Annotated in this window: 16 protein-coding genes; 6 read left to right on the forward strand and 10 right to left on the reverse strand. The window is 68.6% G+C overall.

Annotated features, from left to right (window positions below):
* Positions 1 to 28 precede the first annotated feature (28 nt).
* The 4 genes from ACZ6TU_RS29320 to pknB all read left to right on the forward strand — a co-directional run bounded on the left by ACZ6TU_RS29320 (position 29) and on the right by pknB (position 6,732).
* Positions 29 to 1,585, forward strand: coding sequence for a Stp1/IreP family PP2C-type Ser/Thr phosphatase (locus ACZ6TU_RS29320; protein WP_467678169.1), 1,557 nt, complete (start codon positions 29 to 31; stop codon positions 1,583 to 1,585).
* A gap of 27 nt (positions 1,586 to 1,612) precedes the next feature.
* Positions 1,613 to 3,061: an FtsW/RodA/SpoVE family cell cycle protein gene (locus ACZ6TU_RS29325; RefSeq protein ID WP_467678167.1), complete on the forward strand. Its 1,449-nt coding sequence runs from the start codon at positions 1,613 to 1,615 to the stop codon at positions 3,059 to 3,061.
* Positions 3,058 to 4,536: a peptidoglycan D,D-transpeptidase FtsI family protein gene (locus tag ACZ6TU_RS29330; RefSeq protein WP_467678165.1), complete on the forward strand. Its 1,479-nt coding sequence runs from the start codon at positions 3,058 to 3,060 to the stop codon at positions 4,534 to 4,536. The genes ACZ6TU_RS29325 and ACZ6TU_RS29330 overlap by 4 nt, the downstream gene beginning before the upstream one ends.
* A 168-nt stretch (positions 4,537 to 4,704) precedes the next feature.
* Positions 4,705 to 6,732, forward strand: a complete 2,028-nt coding sequence (gene pknB / locus ACZ6TU_RS29335) for a Stk1 family PASTA domain-containing Ser/Thr kinase (protein WP_467678163.1) — start codon at positions 4,705 to 4,707, stop codon at positions 6,730 to 6,732.
* A 71-nt stretch (positions 6,733 to 6,803) separates the two neighbouring features.
* Here pknB and ACZ6TU_RS29340 read toward each other — a convergent pair whose 3' ends face one another.
* From ACZ6TU_RS29340 to ACZ6TU_RS29370, 7 genes are all read right to left on the reverse strand, one after another.
* Complete coding sequence (locus ACZ6TU_RS29340; protein WP_467678161.1) at positions 6,804 to 7,007, reverse strand: hypothetical protein; 204 nt, start codon at positions 7,005 to 7,007, stop codon at positions 6,804 to 6,806.
* Positions 7,008 to 7,076: 69 nt separating this feature from the next.
* A complete protein-coding gene (locus tag ACZ6TU_RS29345) occupies positions 7,077 to 7,832 on the reverse strand; it encodes a class E sortase (protein ID WP_467678159.1) in 756 nt (251 codons plus the stop codon).
* A gap of 13 nt (positions 7,833 to 7,845) precedes the next feature.
* On the reverse strand, positions 7,846 to 9,081 hold the full coding sequence (locus ACZ6TU_RS29350) for a class E sortase (RefSeq protein ID WP_467678157.1): 1,236 nt from the start codon (positions 9,079 to 9,081) through the stop codon (positions 7,846 to 7,848).
* The gene (locus tag ACZ6TU_RS29355) at positions 9,078 to 9,716 is read right to left on the reverse strand and encodes an aminodeoxychorismate/anthranilate synthase component II (RefSeq protein WP_467678155.1); all 639 of its coding nucleotides are present in this window, start codon (positions 9,714 to 9,716) and stop codon (positions 9,078 to 9,080) included. Before ACZ6TU_RS29355 ends, ACZ6TU_RS29350 begins: the two co-directional genes overlap by 4 nt.
* The gene (locus ACZ6TU_RS29360) at positions 9,713 to 9,910 is read right to left on the reverse strand and encodes a hypothetical protein (protein WP_059417127.1); all 198 of its coding nucleotides are present in this window, start codon (positions 9,908 to 9,910) and stop codon (positions 9,713 to 9,715) included. The genes ACZ6TU_RS29355 and ACZ6TU_RS29360 overlap by 4 nt, the downstream gene beginning before the upstream one ends.
* Positions 9,911 to 9,927: 17 nt before the next feature.
* On the reverse strand, positions 9,928 to 10,614 hold the full coding sequence (locus ACZ6TU_RS29365) for a class E sortase (RefSeq protein ID WP_467678153.1): 687 nt from the start codon (positions 10,612 to 10,614) through the stop codon (positions 9,928 to 9,930).
* Positions 10,615 to 10,636: 22 nt separating this feature from the next.
* Entirely contained in the window at positions 10,637 to 11,419 is a 783-nt protein-coding gene (locus ACZ6TU_RS29370; protein ID WP_467678151.1) for a DUF881 domain-containing protein, read from the reverse strand.
* 139 nt (positions 11,420 to 11,558) lie between these two features.
* On the opposite strand from ACZ6TU_RS29370, the gene crgA reads away from it, so the two are divergent.
* The gene (gene crgA, locus ACZ6TU_RS29375) at positions 11,559 to 11,813 is read left to right on the forward strand and encodes a cell division protein CrgA (protein ID WP_059417130.1); all 255 of its coding nucleotides are present in this window, start codon (positions 11,559 to 11,561) and stop codon (positions 11,811 to 11,813) included.
* A gap of 256 nt (positions 11,814 to 12,069) precedes the next feature.
* Here the strand turns inward: crgA and ACZ6TU_RS29380 are convergent, their stop codons facing one another.
* Positions 12,070 to 12,960, reverse strand: coding sequence for a rhomboid family intramembrane serine protease (locus ACZ6TU_RS29380; protein ID WP_467678149.1), 891 nt, complete (start codon positions 12,958 to 12,960; stop codon positions 12,070 to 12,072).
* Positions 12,961 to 13,048: 88 nt separating this feature from the next.
* Positions 13,049 to 13,576 (reverse strand): peptidylprolyl isomerase, encoded by a 528-nt coding sequence (locus ACZ6TU_RS29385; protein WP_467678147.1) that lies wholly within the window; start codon positions 13,574 to 13,576, stop codon positions 13,049 to 13,051.
* Positions 13,577 to 13,961: 385 nt separating this feature from the next.
* On the opposite strand from ACZ6TU_RS29385, the gene ACZ6TU_RS29390 reads away from it, so the two are divergent.
* The gene (locus ACZ6TU_RS29390) at positions 13,962 to 14,663 is read left to right on the forward strand and encodes a DUF5324 family protein (RefSeq protein ID WP_467678145.1); all 702 of its coding nucleotides are present in this window, start codon (positions 13,962 to 13,964) and stop codon (positions 14,661 to 14,663) included.
* Positions 14,664 to 14,835: 172 nt separating this feature from the next.
* Here ACZ6TU_RS29390 and ACZ6TU_RS29395 read toward each other — a convergent pair whose 3' ends face one another.
* The gene (locus tag ACZ6TU_RS29395) at positions 14,836 to 15,072 is read right to left on the reverse strand and encodes a hypothetical protein (RefSeq protein WP_467678143.1); all 237 of its coding nucleotides are present in this window, start codon (positions 15,070 to 15,072) and stop codon (positions 14,836 to 14,838) included.
* Positions 15,073 to 15,489 lie beyond the last annotated feature (417 nt).

Below are 15,489 nucleotides of genomic sequence, written 5' to 3' on the forward strand. Positions count from 1 at the left end.
GTACCCGGAGCCGACAGGCGAGGTGCGCATGAGTCTGTCACTGCGCTTCGCGGCCGGATCGCACAAGGGGATGATCCGGGAGGGCAACGAGGACTCCGGGTACGCCGGCCCGCGCCTGCTCGCCATCGCCGACGGCATGGGCGGCGCCGCGGCGGGCGAGGTCGCCTCCTCCGAAGCCATCTCCACGATCGTCGCGCTCGACGACGACGTCCCCGGCTCCGACATCCTCACCTCGCTCGGCATGGCCGTACAGCGCGCCAACGACCAGCTGCGCTCGATGGTCGAGGAGGACCCCCAGCTGGAGGGCATGGGGACCACCCTCACCGCCCTGCTCTGGACCGGTCAGCGCCTCGGCCTGGTCCACGTCGGCGACTCCCGCGCGTACCTCCTCCGCGACGGCGTACTGACGCAGATCACGCAGGACCACACCTGGGTGCAGCGCCTGGTCGACGAGGGCCGCATCACCGAGGAGGAGGCCACGACCCACCCGCAGCGCTCGCTCCTCATGCGCGCGCTCGGCAGCGGCGACCACGTCGAGCCGGACCTGTCCATCCGCGAGGTCCGCGCCGGCGACCGCTACCTGATCTGCTCCGACGGCCTGTCCGGCGTGGTGTCCCACCAGACGCTGGAGGACACCCTCGCCAGCTACCAGGGCCCCCAGGAGACCGTCCAGAACCTGATCGAGCTGGCGCTGCGCGGCGGCGGCCCGGACAACATCACCGTCATCGTCGCCGACGTCCTCGACCTCGACACCGGCGACACCCTCGCGGGGCAGCTGTCCGACACCCCGGTCGTGGTCGGCGCCGTCGCCGAGAACCAGCACCAGCTGCAGGACAACGCCTTCATGCAGACCCCCGCCGGCCGCGCCTCCGGGCTCGGCCGCCGGGGGCCCGGCCAGGGCGGCGGAGGCGGCGAGTTCGGTCCGCCCGGCTCCGGCGACACCACCGGCTACATCCCGGCGGCCGACCTCGGTTACGGCGACGACGACTTCGTCAAGCCGCGTAAGAAGGGCCGCTGGCTGAAGAGATCCCTCTACGGCGTCCTCGCGCTGGCCGTCGTCGGCGGCGGTATGTACGGCGGCTGGCGCTGGACGCAGACGCAGTACTACGTCGGCGCCGAGGACGAGCACGTCGCGCTGTACCGGGGCATCAGCCAGGACCTGGCGTGGGTGTCGTTGTCGGAGGTCGAGAAGGACCACCCCGAGATCGAACTCAAGTACCTGCCGCCCTACCAGCAGAAGCTGGTCGAGGCGACCATCGCCGAGGGCGGGCTGAAGAACGCCCAGGCGAAGATCCAGGAACTGTCGGTGCAGGCCTCCGCGTGCAAGAAGGAGGCGCAGCGGCGCGAAGCCGAGAGCCAGAACAACTCCAAGACCGGCGAAGGCGAGGCCGGGGGCACCACGGGAACCACTCCCGCCTCCTTCACGTCCAAGGCCACACCGACGCCGAACCCGTCGAACCCGTCGGGCTCGCCGTCAGCGCCTGAAAAGTCCCCGAACCCGTCCACGACCGCACCTACTCCCAGCCCCGGCCCCAGCCTCTCGGAGGAAGAGCAGAAGGTCGTCTCGCTGTGCGGTAAGCAGTAGGCAAGCCGTGAGAGGCCCTGTTACACGATGAGCGGTACGAACACATCGCACTCGCCGACGCACCACACATCCACGATCGGCGCGATCGGCGCGCCGAGCCGGCGCAACACCGAGCTCGCGCTGCTGGCTTTCGCGGTGGTCATTCCGGTGTTCGCCTATGCCAACGTCGGGCTGGCCATCAACGACTCGGTGCCGCCCGGCCTGCTGAGCTACGGGCTCGGACTCGGCCTGCTCGCGGGCGTCGGCCATCTCACCGTACGGAAGTTCGCGCCGTACGCGGACCCGCTGATGCTGCCGCTGGCGACGCTGCTGAACGGGCTCGGTCTGGTCGTCATCTGGCGCCTGGACCAGTCCAAGCGACTCAGCAACTACGCCGAAGCCGCACCGCGCCAGCTGCTGTACTCGGCGATGGGCGTCGCCCTGCTGGCGGTCGTGGTGATCTTCCTCAAGGACCACCGTGTCCTCCAGCGCTACACCTACATCTCCATGGCCGGAGCGCTGTTCCTGCTGATCCTGCCGCTCGTGCCGGGACTCGGCGCGAACATCTACGGCGCCAAGATCTGGATCAAGATCCCCGGCCTCGGCACGCTCCAGCCCGGTGAGTTCGCCAAGATCGCCCTGGCGGTCTTCTTCGCCGGCTACCTCATGGTCAAGAGAGACGCCCTCGCCCTGGCCAGCCGCCGCTTCATGGGCCTGTACCTGCCGCGCGGCCGCGACCTGGGTCCGATCCTCGTCGTCTGGGTCATCTCGATCCTCATCCTGGTCTTCGAGACCGACCTCGGTACGTCGCTGCTGTTCTTCGGGATGTTCATCATCATGCTGTACGTCGCCACCGAGCGGACCAGCTGGATCGTCTTCGGTCTGCTGATGTCCGCGGTCGGCGCCGTCGGCGTGGCGAGCTTCGAGCCGCACATCCAGACGCGCGTGCATGCCTGGCTCGACCCGATGCGCGAGTTCGAACTCTCCCGCGCCGGCGTCCAGGACGGCGTCGTCCACTCCGAGCAGGCCATGCAGGCCCTGTGGGCCTTCGGCTCCGGTGGCACCCTCGGCACCGGCCTCGGGCAGGGCAACTCCGACCTCATCGGCTTCGCTGCCAACTCCGACTTCATCCTCGCCACCTTCGGCGAGGAGCTGGGGCTCGCCGGTGTCATGGCGATCCTGCTGCTCTACGGCCTGATCATCGAGAGGGGCGTACGCACCGCGCTCGCGGCCCGCGACCCGTTCGGCAAACTGCTGGCCATCGGCCTGTCCGGCGCCTTCGGCCTCCAGGTCTTCGTCGTGGCCGGCGGTGTCATGGGCCTCATCCCGCTGACCGGTATGACGCTGCCGTTCGTGGCCTACGGCGGTTCCTCCGTGATCGCCAACTGGGCTCTGATCGGCGTTCTGCTGCGTATCAGCGACACCGCCCGACGCCCGGCCCCCGCTCCCGCCGCCAACCCCGACGCCGAGATGACCCAGGTGGTCCGCCCGTCATGAACAAGCCCCTGCGCCGGATCGCGATCTTCTGCGGCCTGCTCGTTCTGGCACTGCTGATCCGCGACAACTGGATCCAGTACGTCCAGGCCGACGAGCTGAGGACCGACAAGAACAACCGCCGCGTCGTCATCGAGCGCTACGCCTCGCCGCGCGGCGACATCATCGTCGGCGGACAGCCGATCACCGGCTCGACCGAGACGTCCGGCAGCGACTTCAAGTTCAAGCGGACCTACAAGGACGGCGCGATGTGGGCGCCGGTCACCGGGTACGCCTCGCAGGCCTTCGGCGCCACCCAGCTGGAGTCCATCGAGGACGGCATCCTCACCGGCAACGACGACCGGCTCTTCTTCCGCAACACCCTCGACATGCTCACCGGCAAGAAGCAGGAGGGCGGCAACGTCGTCACGACCCTGAACGCCGCCGCGCAGAAGGCCGCGTACAACGGTCTGAAGAGGCAGGGCGGCAAGGGCTCCGTCGTCGCCCTGGAGCCGTCCACCGGCAAGATCCTGGCCCTGGCCTCCTACCCGTCGTACGACCCGTCGTCCTTCGCCGGGAACTCCACGACGACGGACACCAAGGCCTGGCAGAAGCTCCAGAAGAAGAACAACCCGGACGACCCGATGCTCAACCGGGCCCTGCGCGAGACGTACCCGCCCGGCTCCACCTTCAAGGTCCTCACCGCGGCCGCCGCCCTGGAGGACGGTCTGTACACGGACCCGGACCAGAAGACGGAGACACCGCTGCCGTGGATCATGCCGGGCACCACGACTCCGCTGAAGAACGAGGGCAACATCCCCTGTAAGAACGCCACGCTCCGGGTCGCCCTGCAGTACTCCTGCAACACCGTCTTCGGCAAGATCGGCGCCGACCTCGGCAACGACAAGATGCTGGACATGGCAAAGAAGTTCGGCTTCACCGAGGAGCAGTTCACGCCGGTCCGCGCCAACGCCTCGGTGTTCTCCGACGACATGAACGCCTCGCAGACCGCGCTCTCCTCCATCGGCCAGTTCAACACCGCCGCGACCCCGCTGCAGATGGCCATGGTCGCCTCGGCCGTCGCCAACGACGGCAAGCTGATGAAGCCGTACATGGTCGACGAGCTCCAGGCCCGCAGCGTCGACACCCTCGAGAAGACCGAGCCCGAGGAGCTCAGCCAGCCGCTGTCCTCGGAGAACGCCCAGAAGCTCCAGTCGATGATGGAGACGGTCGTCGAGAAGGGCACGGGCTCGAACGCCAAGATCCCCAACGTCAAGGTGGGCGGCAAGACCGGTACCGCCCAGCACGGTGTCGACAACAGCGAGAACCCCTACGCGTGGTTCATCTCGTACGCCAAGGGTGACGACGGCACCTCGCCGGTCGCCGTGGCGGTCGTGATCGAGGACGACAAGGCCGTTCGTGACGACATCTCCGGCGGCGGCCTCGCGGCGCCGATCGCGAGGAACGTGATGGAGGCGGTCATCGAGAGCAAGGAGTGACCCCGCTCACGTCTGCTTCACATCGGTGCACGTTGCGATACCGGTCCTGTATCGGCTGACGGGCTTGGCCAGGTCACACAAAGCGAGCCGGGTACGGTAGGCCCGGACGGCAGCCTCCGACCGTACAAGCTTCCGGTCGGGATCGACGGAGAGGGCTGGTAGGTAGCTATGGAAGAGCCGCGTCGCCTCGGCGGCCGGTACGAACTGGGCCAGGTGCTCGGGCGTGGTGGCATGGCGGAGGTCTACCTCGCGCATGACACCCGCCTCGGCCGCACCGTGGCGGTGAAGACGCTGCGCGCGGATCTCGCGCGTGACCCTTCCTTCCAGGCCCGGTTCCGCCGGGAGGCCCAGTCGGCCGCCTCGCTCAACCATCCCGCGATCGTCGCGGTCTACGACACGGGCGAGGACTACATCGACAACGTGTCGATCCCGTACATCGTCATGGAGTACGTGGACGGCTCGACGCTCCGTGAGCTGCTCCACTCCGGCCGCAAGCTGCTGCCGGAGCGGGCCATGGAGATGACCATCGGCATCCTCCAAGGCCTGGAGTACGCCCACCGCAACGGCATCGTCCACCGCGACATCAAGCCCGCGAACGTCATGCTGACGCGCAACGGCCAGGTCAAGGTGATGGACTTCGGCATCGCCCGCGCCATGGGCGACTCCGGCATGACCATGACGCAGACCGCGGCGGTCATCGGCACGGCCCAGTACCTCTCGCCGGAGCAGGCGAAGGGCGAGCAGGTCGACGCGCGGTCGGACCTCTACTCCACCGGCTGCCTGCTGTACGAGCTGCTGACGGTAAGGCCTCCCTTCGTCGGCGACTCCCCGGTGGCCGTCGCATACCAGCACGTACGGGAAGAGGCGCAGGCCCCCTCGGTCTTCGACCCCGAGATCACGCCCGAGATGGACGCGATCGTCCTGAAGGCGCTGGTCAAGGACCCGGACTACCGCTACCAGTCGGCCGACGAGATGCGCGCCGACATCGAGGCCTGCCTCGACGGCCAGCCGGTCGCGGCCACGGCCGCGATGGGCTCGGTGGGCTACGGCGGCTACCCCGACGACCAGCCGACGACGGCCCTGCGCGCGGACTCCGGCGCGGGCGCCACGTCGATGCTGCCCCCCATGAGCCCGGACGACGGCGGTTACGGCTACGACGACCGCCCCGACCGGCGCCGCGGGCAGCAGCGCAAGTCCAACACCTCGACGATCCTGCTGGTGGTGGCGGGCATCCTGGTGCTGGTGGGAGCGATCCTGATCGGCCGGTGGGCGTTCAGCGGCAACGGAGGCGCGAGCGACGACCCGTTTGCGGCGCCCAACTTCGTCGGTGAGACCCAGCAGAACGCCCGGAAGCTCGCCACCAACGCCGACCTGGAACTGTCCTTCAGCAAGAAGGCCTGCGAGAACCAGACCAAGGGCAACATCTGCTCGCAGGACCCGACAGCCGGAACGAACGTCAAGAAGGGCGACACCATCTCCCTGGTCGTGTCGACCGGGGCGCCGAAGGTCGCGGTGCCGAGCGTCGTCGGCGACAGCCTGGACGACGCCAAGGCGACGCTGGGGGACGACAAGTACGAGTTCCAGGTAGAGACGAAGTCGAAGGAGTCCCCGGAGGACCCCGGCACCGTCCTCGAGCAGAACCCGCGCCTGGGCGCGGAGGTGGAGAAGGGCTCCACCATCACCCTCACCATCGCCAAGGAAGCGGCGAAGTCCACCGTCCCGGACGTGCTCGGCCAGACCTGTGACGCGGCCAAGCAGCAGATGCAGGACAGCAACCTGGTCGGCAACTGCACCGAGGTGGAGACCGACGACGACAACCAGGTCGGCAAGGTCATCACGACCACGCCGCAGGCCGGCGCCTCCGTCGACAAGAACTCGTCGGTCAACATCCAGATCGGCAAGAAGAAGGAACAGCAGAAGACGCGCGTGCCCCAGGTCGTCGGCCAGAACGTCGGCCAGGCCAAGCAGATCCTTGCGGCCGCCGGCTTCACGAACATCCAGTTCGCGGGCGGCAGCGACCAGAGCGACACCGCCATCGTCTCCGGCCAGGACCCGCAGGGCAACCAGGAGGTCGACGACCCGGCGGCCACGGTCATCACTCTGCAGACCGTCGGCATCGGAGGCGGCAACAACAACGGCGGCGGCAACGGCAACGGCGGCATCTTCGGCGGCATCACCGGCCGCGACGAGGACTGACCCGTCGGGTCGTACCCGACCAACGGCAGGGCCCCGGCACCCTCGACAGGGCGCCGGGGCCCTGCCGTATGTCAGGCCGGTGGCCTGTCGGCCGTCAGGAACAGGCGCATCGCGGCGTTCCGCACCGGGGCGAGCGGGCGTCGGGTGTGCACCGCACGGTGAATCAGGCGGGCGACGCCGGCCGGGCGCTGGGCGGGGCGGCGGGCCGTCTCGTAGGCGGCGAGGGCGTCCTGGACCCGGGCCCGGGCCGTCGTCCCGCTGCTCAACACCCTCATCCCGTCCTCCGGCGAGCACCGCCGTGAACTCATCGCGCCCGGAGCGCCCGAGGGATCGACATCACCGCGCTAGGAGCTCAGTTCCTTCGGCGGTGTCCGGTCCGCGTTGACCTTCTCGACCCGCTCCAGTTCGCCCCACACGATGTAGCGGTACGTGCTCGTGTACACCGGCGTGCAGGTCGTCAGAGTGATGTAGTGCCCGGGCTTCTTCTTGCCGGACTCCTTGGGGACCGCCGAGAGGACCTTGACGTTGTACTTCGAGGTCTCGGGAAGGATGCCGTAGACCTTGTAGACGTACCACTTGTCCTTCGTCTCGAAGACGATCGGGTCGCCCTTCTTGATCTTGTCGATGTTGTGGAACTTGGCGCCGTGCCCGTCCCGGTGGGCGGCGAGGGAGAAGTTGCCGGTCTTGCCCGACATCGGCAGGGCCGACTTGACGGGATCGGTGTAGTACCCGGCGACACCGTCGTTGAGGATCTTGTTCGACGTGCCCTTCTCGACCAGGACCTCGCCGTTCTTCATCGCCGGCACATGCAGGAACCCGATGCCGTTCTTCGTGTCCAGCGCACCCGGGCCACCCCGGCCGTCAGCCCAGTCGTCACGGACCTGGTCCGCCTGTTTCCCGGCCGCGCGGTCGGCGACCACGTTCGTCCACCAGAGCGAGTAGGCGACGAACAGACCCAGGACCAGGCCCGCGGTGATGAGGAGTTCCCCGAAGACGCTCACCGCGATGGCGATCGGGCCGGGACGGCGCCGGGCCGCGGACGGCCGGGACGCCGCCGCGCCGGTGTGCTCTTCGTGCTCCGTGTCGGTGGTCGCTGCCACTGGTCATCTGCCCTTAACTGACGAGCGCATCCGGCTTGCCCTTGCTGCGCGGCCGTTCCTCGACCATCTTGCCCCAGACGATCATCCGGTACTTGCTGGTGAACTCCGGCGTGCACGTGGTCAGCGTGATGTAGCGGCCGGGCTCGGTGAATCCCGACCCCGCGGGGACGGGATTCAGGACGCTCGTGTTGCTGGGTGGGGTGACCGGCAGGATCGACGCCATCTTGTAGACGTAGTACTCGTCCTGCGTCTCCACGACGATGGGATCGCCCGGAGTGAGCTTGTTGATGTACCGGAACGGTTCTCCGTGGGTGTTGCGGTGGCCCGCGAGCCCGAAGTTCCCGGTCTTGTCACTCGGCATCGCGGTCTTCAGCGCGCCCTCGGCGTAGTGGCCGACCATGCCCCGGTCGAGAACACCCTTGTTGCTGGTGCCCTCGGCGATCGGCACCACCACGTCCAGCTTCGGGATGTGCAGGATGGCGAAGCCCTGCCCCGGCTCGAAGGCCCCTGGGTTGCGTTTGCCGTTCGCCCAGTTGTCCTGGAGGCTGCTGGCCTCCTTGCCGGCCTGCGCGTGCGCCCGGACGTTCGTCCACCACAGCTGGTAGGTCACGAACAGCAGCATCAGCACGCCGGTCGTGATGAACACCTCACCTACCGCCCGGCTGGCCACCACCGCCGGGCCCGGCTTGCGCGCCCGCGCCTGCCGTCGCGCCTCGACCCGCGACAGCGGCGCCCGCCGCCCGTCCTGGGCCGAGTCCTGGGCCGGACGGGTCTCCGAAGCGCCGCCATGGCGCCCGTGACGGCGTTTGGAGGCCTTTCTGCGGGCCGCGCGCCCGCCACGGGCGGATCCGTCGTGCCGCGTGGCGGAAGAGCCCGGAGAACCGGCTGTGGGGTCACCGGCCGCGGGCGGCGGATCCGGTATCCGCAGCGCCACCGTCTCCTCGTCGACGACAGGCCGGTACGGCTCGTCCGGGACGGGCTCGTACGACGCGGGGTACGGCTCCGGCTCGGACGCGAACGGTTCCGACGTGAACGGCTCTGGCGCGTACGGCTGCTGCTGCGGCGCGTACGGCTGCGGCTCCGGCTCTGACATGTACGGCTCTGACATGTACGGCTGCGGCTGCGGTTCCGGCTGCGGAGAAGCACCGTACGCCCCTCCACCCGACCAGTCCTCGAACGCACCCGGCACCCCGTACGACTGCTGCCCGTACGAGGTGTCGGACTCGCGCTCGGGGCGCAGCGCGGTCACGCCGTGGCCCTGCCCACCACCGGGGCGAGCCCGGCCGACCTCGCCACCGCACCCTGGTCGCCGCACTCCACCAGCCAGTTGGCCAGCATCCGGTGTCCGTGCTCGGTCAGCACCGACTCGGGATGGAACTGCACACCCTCGACCGGAAGTTCCCGGTGCCTCAGGCCCATGACGATGCCGTCGTGCGTCCGGGCGGTGACCTCCAGCTCGGCCGGAACCGTCGCGGGCTCGGCGGCCAGCGAGTGGTACCGCGTCGCCGTGAAGGGCGAGGGCAGGCCCGCGAAGACACCCCGGCTCGTGTGCTCGACCAGCGAGGTCTTGCCGTGCAGCAGCTCGGGCGCGCGGTCCACCACACCGCCGTAGGCCACCTGCATCGACTGCATGCCGAGGCACACACCGAAGACCGGGACGCTCGTGGCGGCGCAGTGCCGGACCATGTCGACGCAGACGCCCGCCTCCTCCGGCGTGCCCGGACCCGGGGAGAGCAGGACACCGTCGAAGCCGTCCTGGGCATGCGCCGTCGACACCTCGTCGTTGCGCAGGACCTCGCACTCGGCGCCCAGCTGGTACAGGTACTGGACCAGGTTGAAGACGAAGCTGTCGTAGTTGTCGACGACGAGAATGCGTGCGCTCACTGGTTGTCCACCGTCACATCGTTGAAGGGCAGCAGCGGTTCCGCCCACGGGAAGACGTACTGGAAGAGGACGTAGACCACGGCCACGACCAGGGCGAGTGAGATCAGCGCCCTCACCCACGTGTTCCCCGGCAGATGCCGCCAGATCCAGCCGTACATGCCGTCCCTTCCGTCGTACCACGGCACCAGACCCACGCCGTACAGCCACCAGACTAGCGGCGCAACGCCTCAGGTTTCCCTGCCTCCACGGGCTGGGTGGAGTCCAGATGCGCCCAGACGATCAGCCGATGACTGTGTCCCCATTCCGGTTCGCACGTGGTCAGCGTCAGATAGCGGCCCGAACGCGTGTACCCGGATGTACGTGGGACAGGGTCGATCACCTCGATGTCGGAGGGCACTGTTTTGTACGGGCCTTTGTCGACCCGATACGTGAACCAGGTCGTGCCGTCGGTCAGCACCACGGCGTCCCCACGCCTCAGCTGGGGGAAGTCCTTGAAGGGGTCGCCATGGGTGCGGCGGTGGCCGGCGACCGCGAAGTTCCCCTTCTGGCCTAGCTGCGCCGTCTCCGCGTAGTGGCCCAGGCCCTTCTTCAGGGTGCCGGTGGCCGTGCCTTCGAGGACCGGCTTGTTCCACGTGAAACCAAGACGCGGGACGTACATGATCGCGAAGGGCTTGCCCTTGGCGTAGGGCGCGGGTTTCGGAGGGCTCGCGGGGGAGGAGCCGGCCGCCGCGGGGGGCGCGCTCGGCTGCGCCCACTGCTCCTGAAGCAGTTCGATCTGGTCGTCCATGGTGTCGTCGGCCTGCACGCCGGTCCAGAACAGCACGTAGACGACGAACAGCACGATCACGCTGCCGACGGTGATGCACAGTTCACTGACGGTCCTGACGATCACACGCACCGGCGGCTCCCCCGGCCAGGCTCTACTCCTCCACGGGCTTCGCGTAGTGCAGATCCACTGTGCCCGAGTAGCCGGGAAGAGTCACCGGCCCGTTCTCCTCGACTTTCCAGCCGAGCCCGTAGACGTTGACATAGACCATGTAGTTCTGGATCGCCGGGGACGCCGCGAGCGCCTTCTGGAGCTTGCCCGGGTCACCGACCGCCGTGATCTTGTACGGCGGTGAGTAGACGCGGCCCTGAAGGATCAGGGTGTTGCCCACGCAGCGCACGGCGCTGGTGGAGATCAGCCGCTGGTCCATGACCTTGATGCCCTTGGCCCCGCCCTGCCACAGCGCGTTCACCACGGCCTGGAGGTCCTGCTGGTGGATGACCAGGTAGTCGGGCTGCGGCTCGGGATAGCCGGGCAGCTTGGCGGTGGCGTCCGGCGGGGCGTCGTTGAGCGTGACCGTGAGCGATTCGCCCTTGAGCTTCTGCGTGCCCGCGCGCTTCTCCAGGGCGGCGAGCTTCTCGTCCTCCGCCCTGGTGCTGCCGTCGTCGCGCTCGGCGAGCGTCTCGATCTCCTTGCGCAGGGTCCCGTTGGTCTGTTCCAGCTCGCCGTTCTCCCGGCTGCGCTCCTGGATGAGATCGGACAGCTTCAGCAGCGAGGTGTCCGTGCGGATGTTGGTGCCCTTGGCGGTGTTGAAGCTGGTGAAGAAAATGAGTCCCGCGAGAGCGAACACGGCCGCCGTGAGGATCCGCACGGGCCGGAAACGGCGCGCGCGCTCAGGGGTGGATCCCGTCCCGGGGGAGTCGGCAGAATTGCTCAACGTACCCTTATCTCCTTCGGCGCCACGGAAGCACTACGCTAACGGACGCCCGGGGGAGCGCTCAGAGTCCCCTTACGTTGCCCCGAGACCGACTCAGTTCCCTGCGCGGCCACGCAGCGCATCGACAGGAGAGACCCTCGTGCCGAAGTCACGTATCCGCAAGAAGGCCGACTACACGCCGCCGCCTGCGAAGCAGACGACCGCCATCAAGCTGAACAGCCGTGCCTGGGTCGCGCCCGTCATGCTGGCCATGTTCCTCATCGGCCTGGCCTGGATCGTGGTCTTCTACGTCACCGACGGCTCGCTGCCCATCGACTCGCTGGGCAACTGGAACATCGTGGTGGGCTTCGGCTTCATCGCTGCCGGATTCGGTGTCTCGACCCAGTGGAAGTAGCGCTCGCCAGCAGGTGAACGCAGCCCTGCCCAGGGTTGTTCGCTGAGTTATCCACAGCAGTTTTCCACAGGTGGAAAAGAACGACGATCTGTGGATAACTCGTTGAGCGTTGACGCCGGTATGACGGAAGTACCGGATCTCGAAAACTTGTTCGCCTCCTGCCTGACCTGCGGAAACGCAGGTCGGTGGCAGGGGGCACATGTGTTCCCGCACGCTGTGCACAAGATCCGCAACCCGCTGTGGACAACACCCGCGCTCAGCTGAGTTGGGCCGTCCTCAACAGGGTCAACAGGACGACCAGGCCGAGGACCAGCGCACATGTGCCGTACTGGATCAGGGCGCGTCGCTCGCGCGGGGCATGGACCATGGCGTATCCGACGACGACACCGGCGACAAGGCCTCCGATGTGGGCCTGCCAGGAGATGTTGAAGCCCGGGCTGAAGGTGAAGATCAGGTTGATCACCAGCAGCGCGATGATCGGCCGCATGTCGTAATTGAGCCGGCGCATCAACACGGCCGTGGCGCCGAACAGGCCGAAGATCGCGCCGGAGGCGCCCAGCGTCGCCGTGTTCGGAGAGGTCAGCAGATAGGCCAGGGCGCTGCCCGCGAGGCCCGAGACCAAGTAGAGCGCGAGGTAACGGACCCGGCCGAGTGCCGCTTCGAGCGGGCCGCCGAGCCACCACAGGCTGAGCATGTTGAACGCGATGTGCCAGATCTCCTGGTGGGTGAACATCGCGGTCACCATGCGGTACCACTCGCCGCCCGCCACGCCCTGTGTGGGTGTGAAGGGCGCCGGCGGCCAGGCGCCGAGCAGGACGAGGTCGTTCAGGAGCGACTCGCGGACGGAGACGGCGATGAACACCGCCAGGTTGATACCGATGAGGATCTTGGTCAGCAGGCGGGGATCGGCGGTGAGGGCGCCGCCCCCGATCGTCCGGGGCATCGCGGCCGTGGGCGCGTGACCGGTGCCGGAGCCACTGCGGACGCACTCGGGGCAATGGAAGCCGACGGAGGCGTTGACCATGCACTCGGGGCAGATCGGGCGCTCGCAGCGGGTGCAGCGTATGCCGGTCTCGCGGTCCGGGTGGCGGTAGCACATGGGGACGCTGTGGGCGTCCTGCGGGCTGCCCGCAGCCTGGTCGTCCATGAGATCCCCTAGGTCGTGATGAAAAAGCCCGCCCCGCTCATCTTTACGGACGAGCGGGGCGATTGGTTCCCTGTGGGGGTTCCAGCGCTCAGCGGGTCTCGATGACGACCGACTCGATGACCACGTCGTTGAGCGGGCGGTCGGTGCGCGGATTCGTCTGGGTCGTGGCGATGGTGTCCACGACCTTCTGGCTGGCCGCGTCGGTGACCTCGCCGAAGATGGTGTGCTTGCGGTTCAGCCACGCCGTCGGGGAGACGGTGACGAAGAACTGCGAGCCGTTGGTGCCCGGGCCGGCGTTGGCCATCGCCAGCAGGTAGGGCTTGTCGAAGCGCAGGTCCGGGTGGAACTCGTCCTCGAACTGGTAGCCGGGACCGCCGGTGCCGTTGCCCAGCGGGTCACCGCCCTGGATCATGAAGCCACTGATCACCCGGTGGAAGACCGTGCCGTCGTAGAGCCTGTCCGTGGTCTTCTGGCCCGTCTCCGGGTGGGTCCACTCCCGCTCGCCCTGGGCGAGCTCGACGAAGTTCTTGACCGTCTTGGGGGCGTGGTTCGGCAGAAGCCGGACTTCGATGTCGCCGTGATTGGTCTTCAGGGTGGCGTAGAGCTGCTCAGCCACGATCTGCCTTCCGTTGTCTTTCCGTGACTCCCTGATCCTCGCATGGACGGGGCTCCGCGTCGCCCGTCCTCCGTTCACCGGGGGTAAACGGGGCCGATCGCTTGCAGAAAACCAGTCGAGTAGTCCCGGGGCGGGGGCGCGCGGCGGCGATCCGTGGCATTGTCGACGACAAGCTCCTGTTGCCCCCTATTCATCCGCTATTGCATGTGATCGGCTCCCGATCAGCACTCGGTCCGCTCTTGATCGGTTTTCGACCGGAGATGGCCCGGAGCCGGCTCCCGTGACCCGGATGCCCGCCCGCGCATGCCTGGCAGTGCTCCGGGAGGCATGATCCGTAAAAGGGTGGAAAGTCGAAATACCGTACGCCACCGAGGAGGAGGAACCCGTGACCCGCATCGACAGCGTGCGCGCCGCGACTGGTTCGGCGAAGGACAGCGTGCTGCACGCCGCGGACGTGGTGGCGCCCTACGCCGACACGGCCAAGGACAGGGCCGCGCACTACGCACACGAGGCACGCGTACGGCTAGCGCCCAAGGTGACGCAGGCCGCCGGGCAGGCGCGCGTCCAGTACGGCGCCCATGTGCAGCCGTATCTGGAGCAGGCCCGCACGCATGTGCCGCCGAAGGTCGACCAGGCCGCCCACGAGGCCGCCGTCCGGACGCGCAAGGCCGCCCGGCAGGCGGCGGAGTACTCCAGGCCAAGGCTGGAGCAGGCAATGGCCGCGGCCGTGCCCGTCACGAGCGAGGCCGCCGCCCGGAGTGTGGCCGCGATGGCCGCGCTGCGCGGTCAGGTCTCGTCGAAGGAGGTCCAGAAGCTGATCCGCAAGCAGGAACGGCGGGCGAGGGCCGGCCGGGCCATGAAGACGCTGGTCATTCTGGGCGCCGTCGCGGGCGGTGCCTTCGCGGCCTGGAAGTGGTGGGACAAGCAGGCCAACCCGGACTGGCTGGTGGAGCCGCCCGCTGCGACGGAGGTTCCCGAGTCGGGCCGCCTGACCTCCGTGGACGGCAGTGGTGAGTCCGTTCTCGACCCGGAGGTCGAGGCGAAGCAGGCCGAGGACGAGGCCGCCAAGCGCGACGACCGTTCCTGACGGCCACCGGTTCCAGAAGCCGGTCCGACAGCAGGGCGGGGTGGGAGACTTGAGGCTCAGCCTGGACTCAACCTGGAGAGCCTTGGGAGTCTCCCGCCCTGCCGTGCTGTTTCACGTGAAACATGGGCCGCCTCCTTCAGAACGCCCCCGGCCCACCGCAGGGGTCCACCCGTCAGGTGCCCTTGCGTTTCGCTCGGGTCAGATCCTCGCCCGTGGCGTGCTCAACCGGCCCCGGGCAGTCGAATCCCAGATCGTCGGCGAGCGCACGGATCCGCAGGTCGACGGCCGACTCGACGAGCTCGGCGAGAACGGCCGCCGCGGGCCGTGCCTGGCGCACCCCGACCAGGAACGCCCCGGCTCCCAGCACCGCGGCCGGCCTCCAGACCACGGCGAGCACCGCGTACAGCACTCCCCACGCCTGGAGTCGGTGCGCGGCGGCCAGCGTCTGACGAGCAGTGTTGGAGCTCCAGCCGCGCGCCGTCCTCGACCAGCAGCCACAGTCTGGGCCATGCCGAGGCCAGGTCGAGCCGGTACTGTCCCCACACCCGCTGCTCCACAGCGGCCAGCCGGTTCCCGACCCAGAAGGGCCGGCTCGGTGCCGCCAGGGCGATGCGGTTACGTTCGGCGTTCAGCAGCGCCGCCCGCTCGGCCAGGGCGGCGGCCTCGGCGTCCCCGCTCAGCCGGGCGCGTCCCGCCGCCACCAGTGCCTCCCGGAAGGCGTCGTCGGCCGCACGCCAGCGCCGCAGCCGCCGCGCGGTCAGTCGACGGGCCAGAGGCCCCCGGCCCTCGGCCAGCCACAGCGCCTCGATGCCCGCGCCCAGGGCCC

Source organism: Streptomyces sp. NPDC052064 (assembly GCF_055585925.1).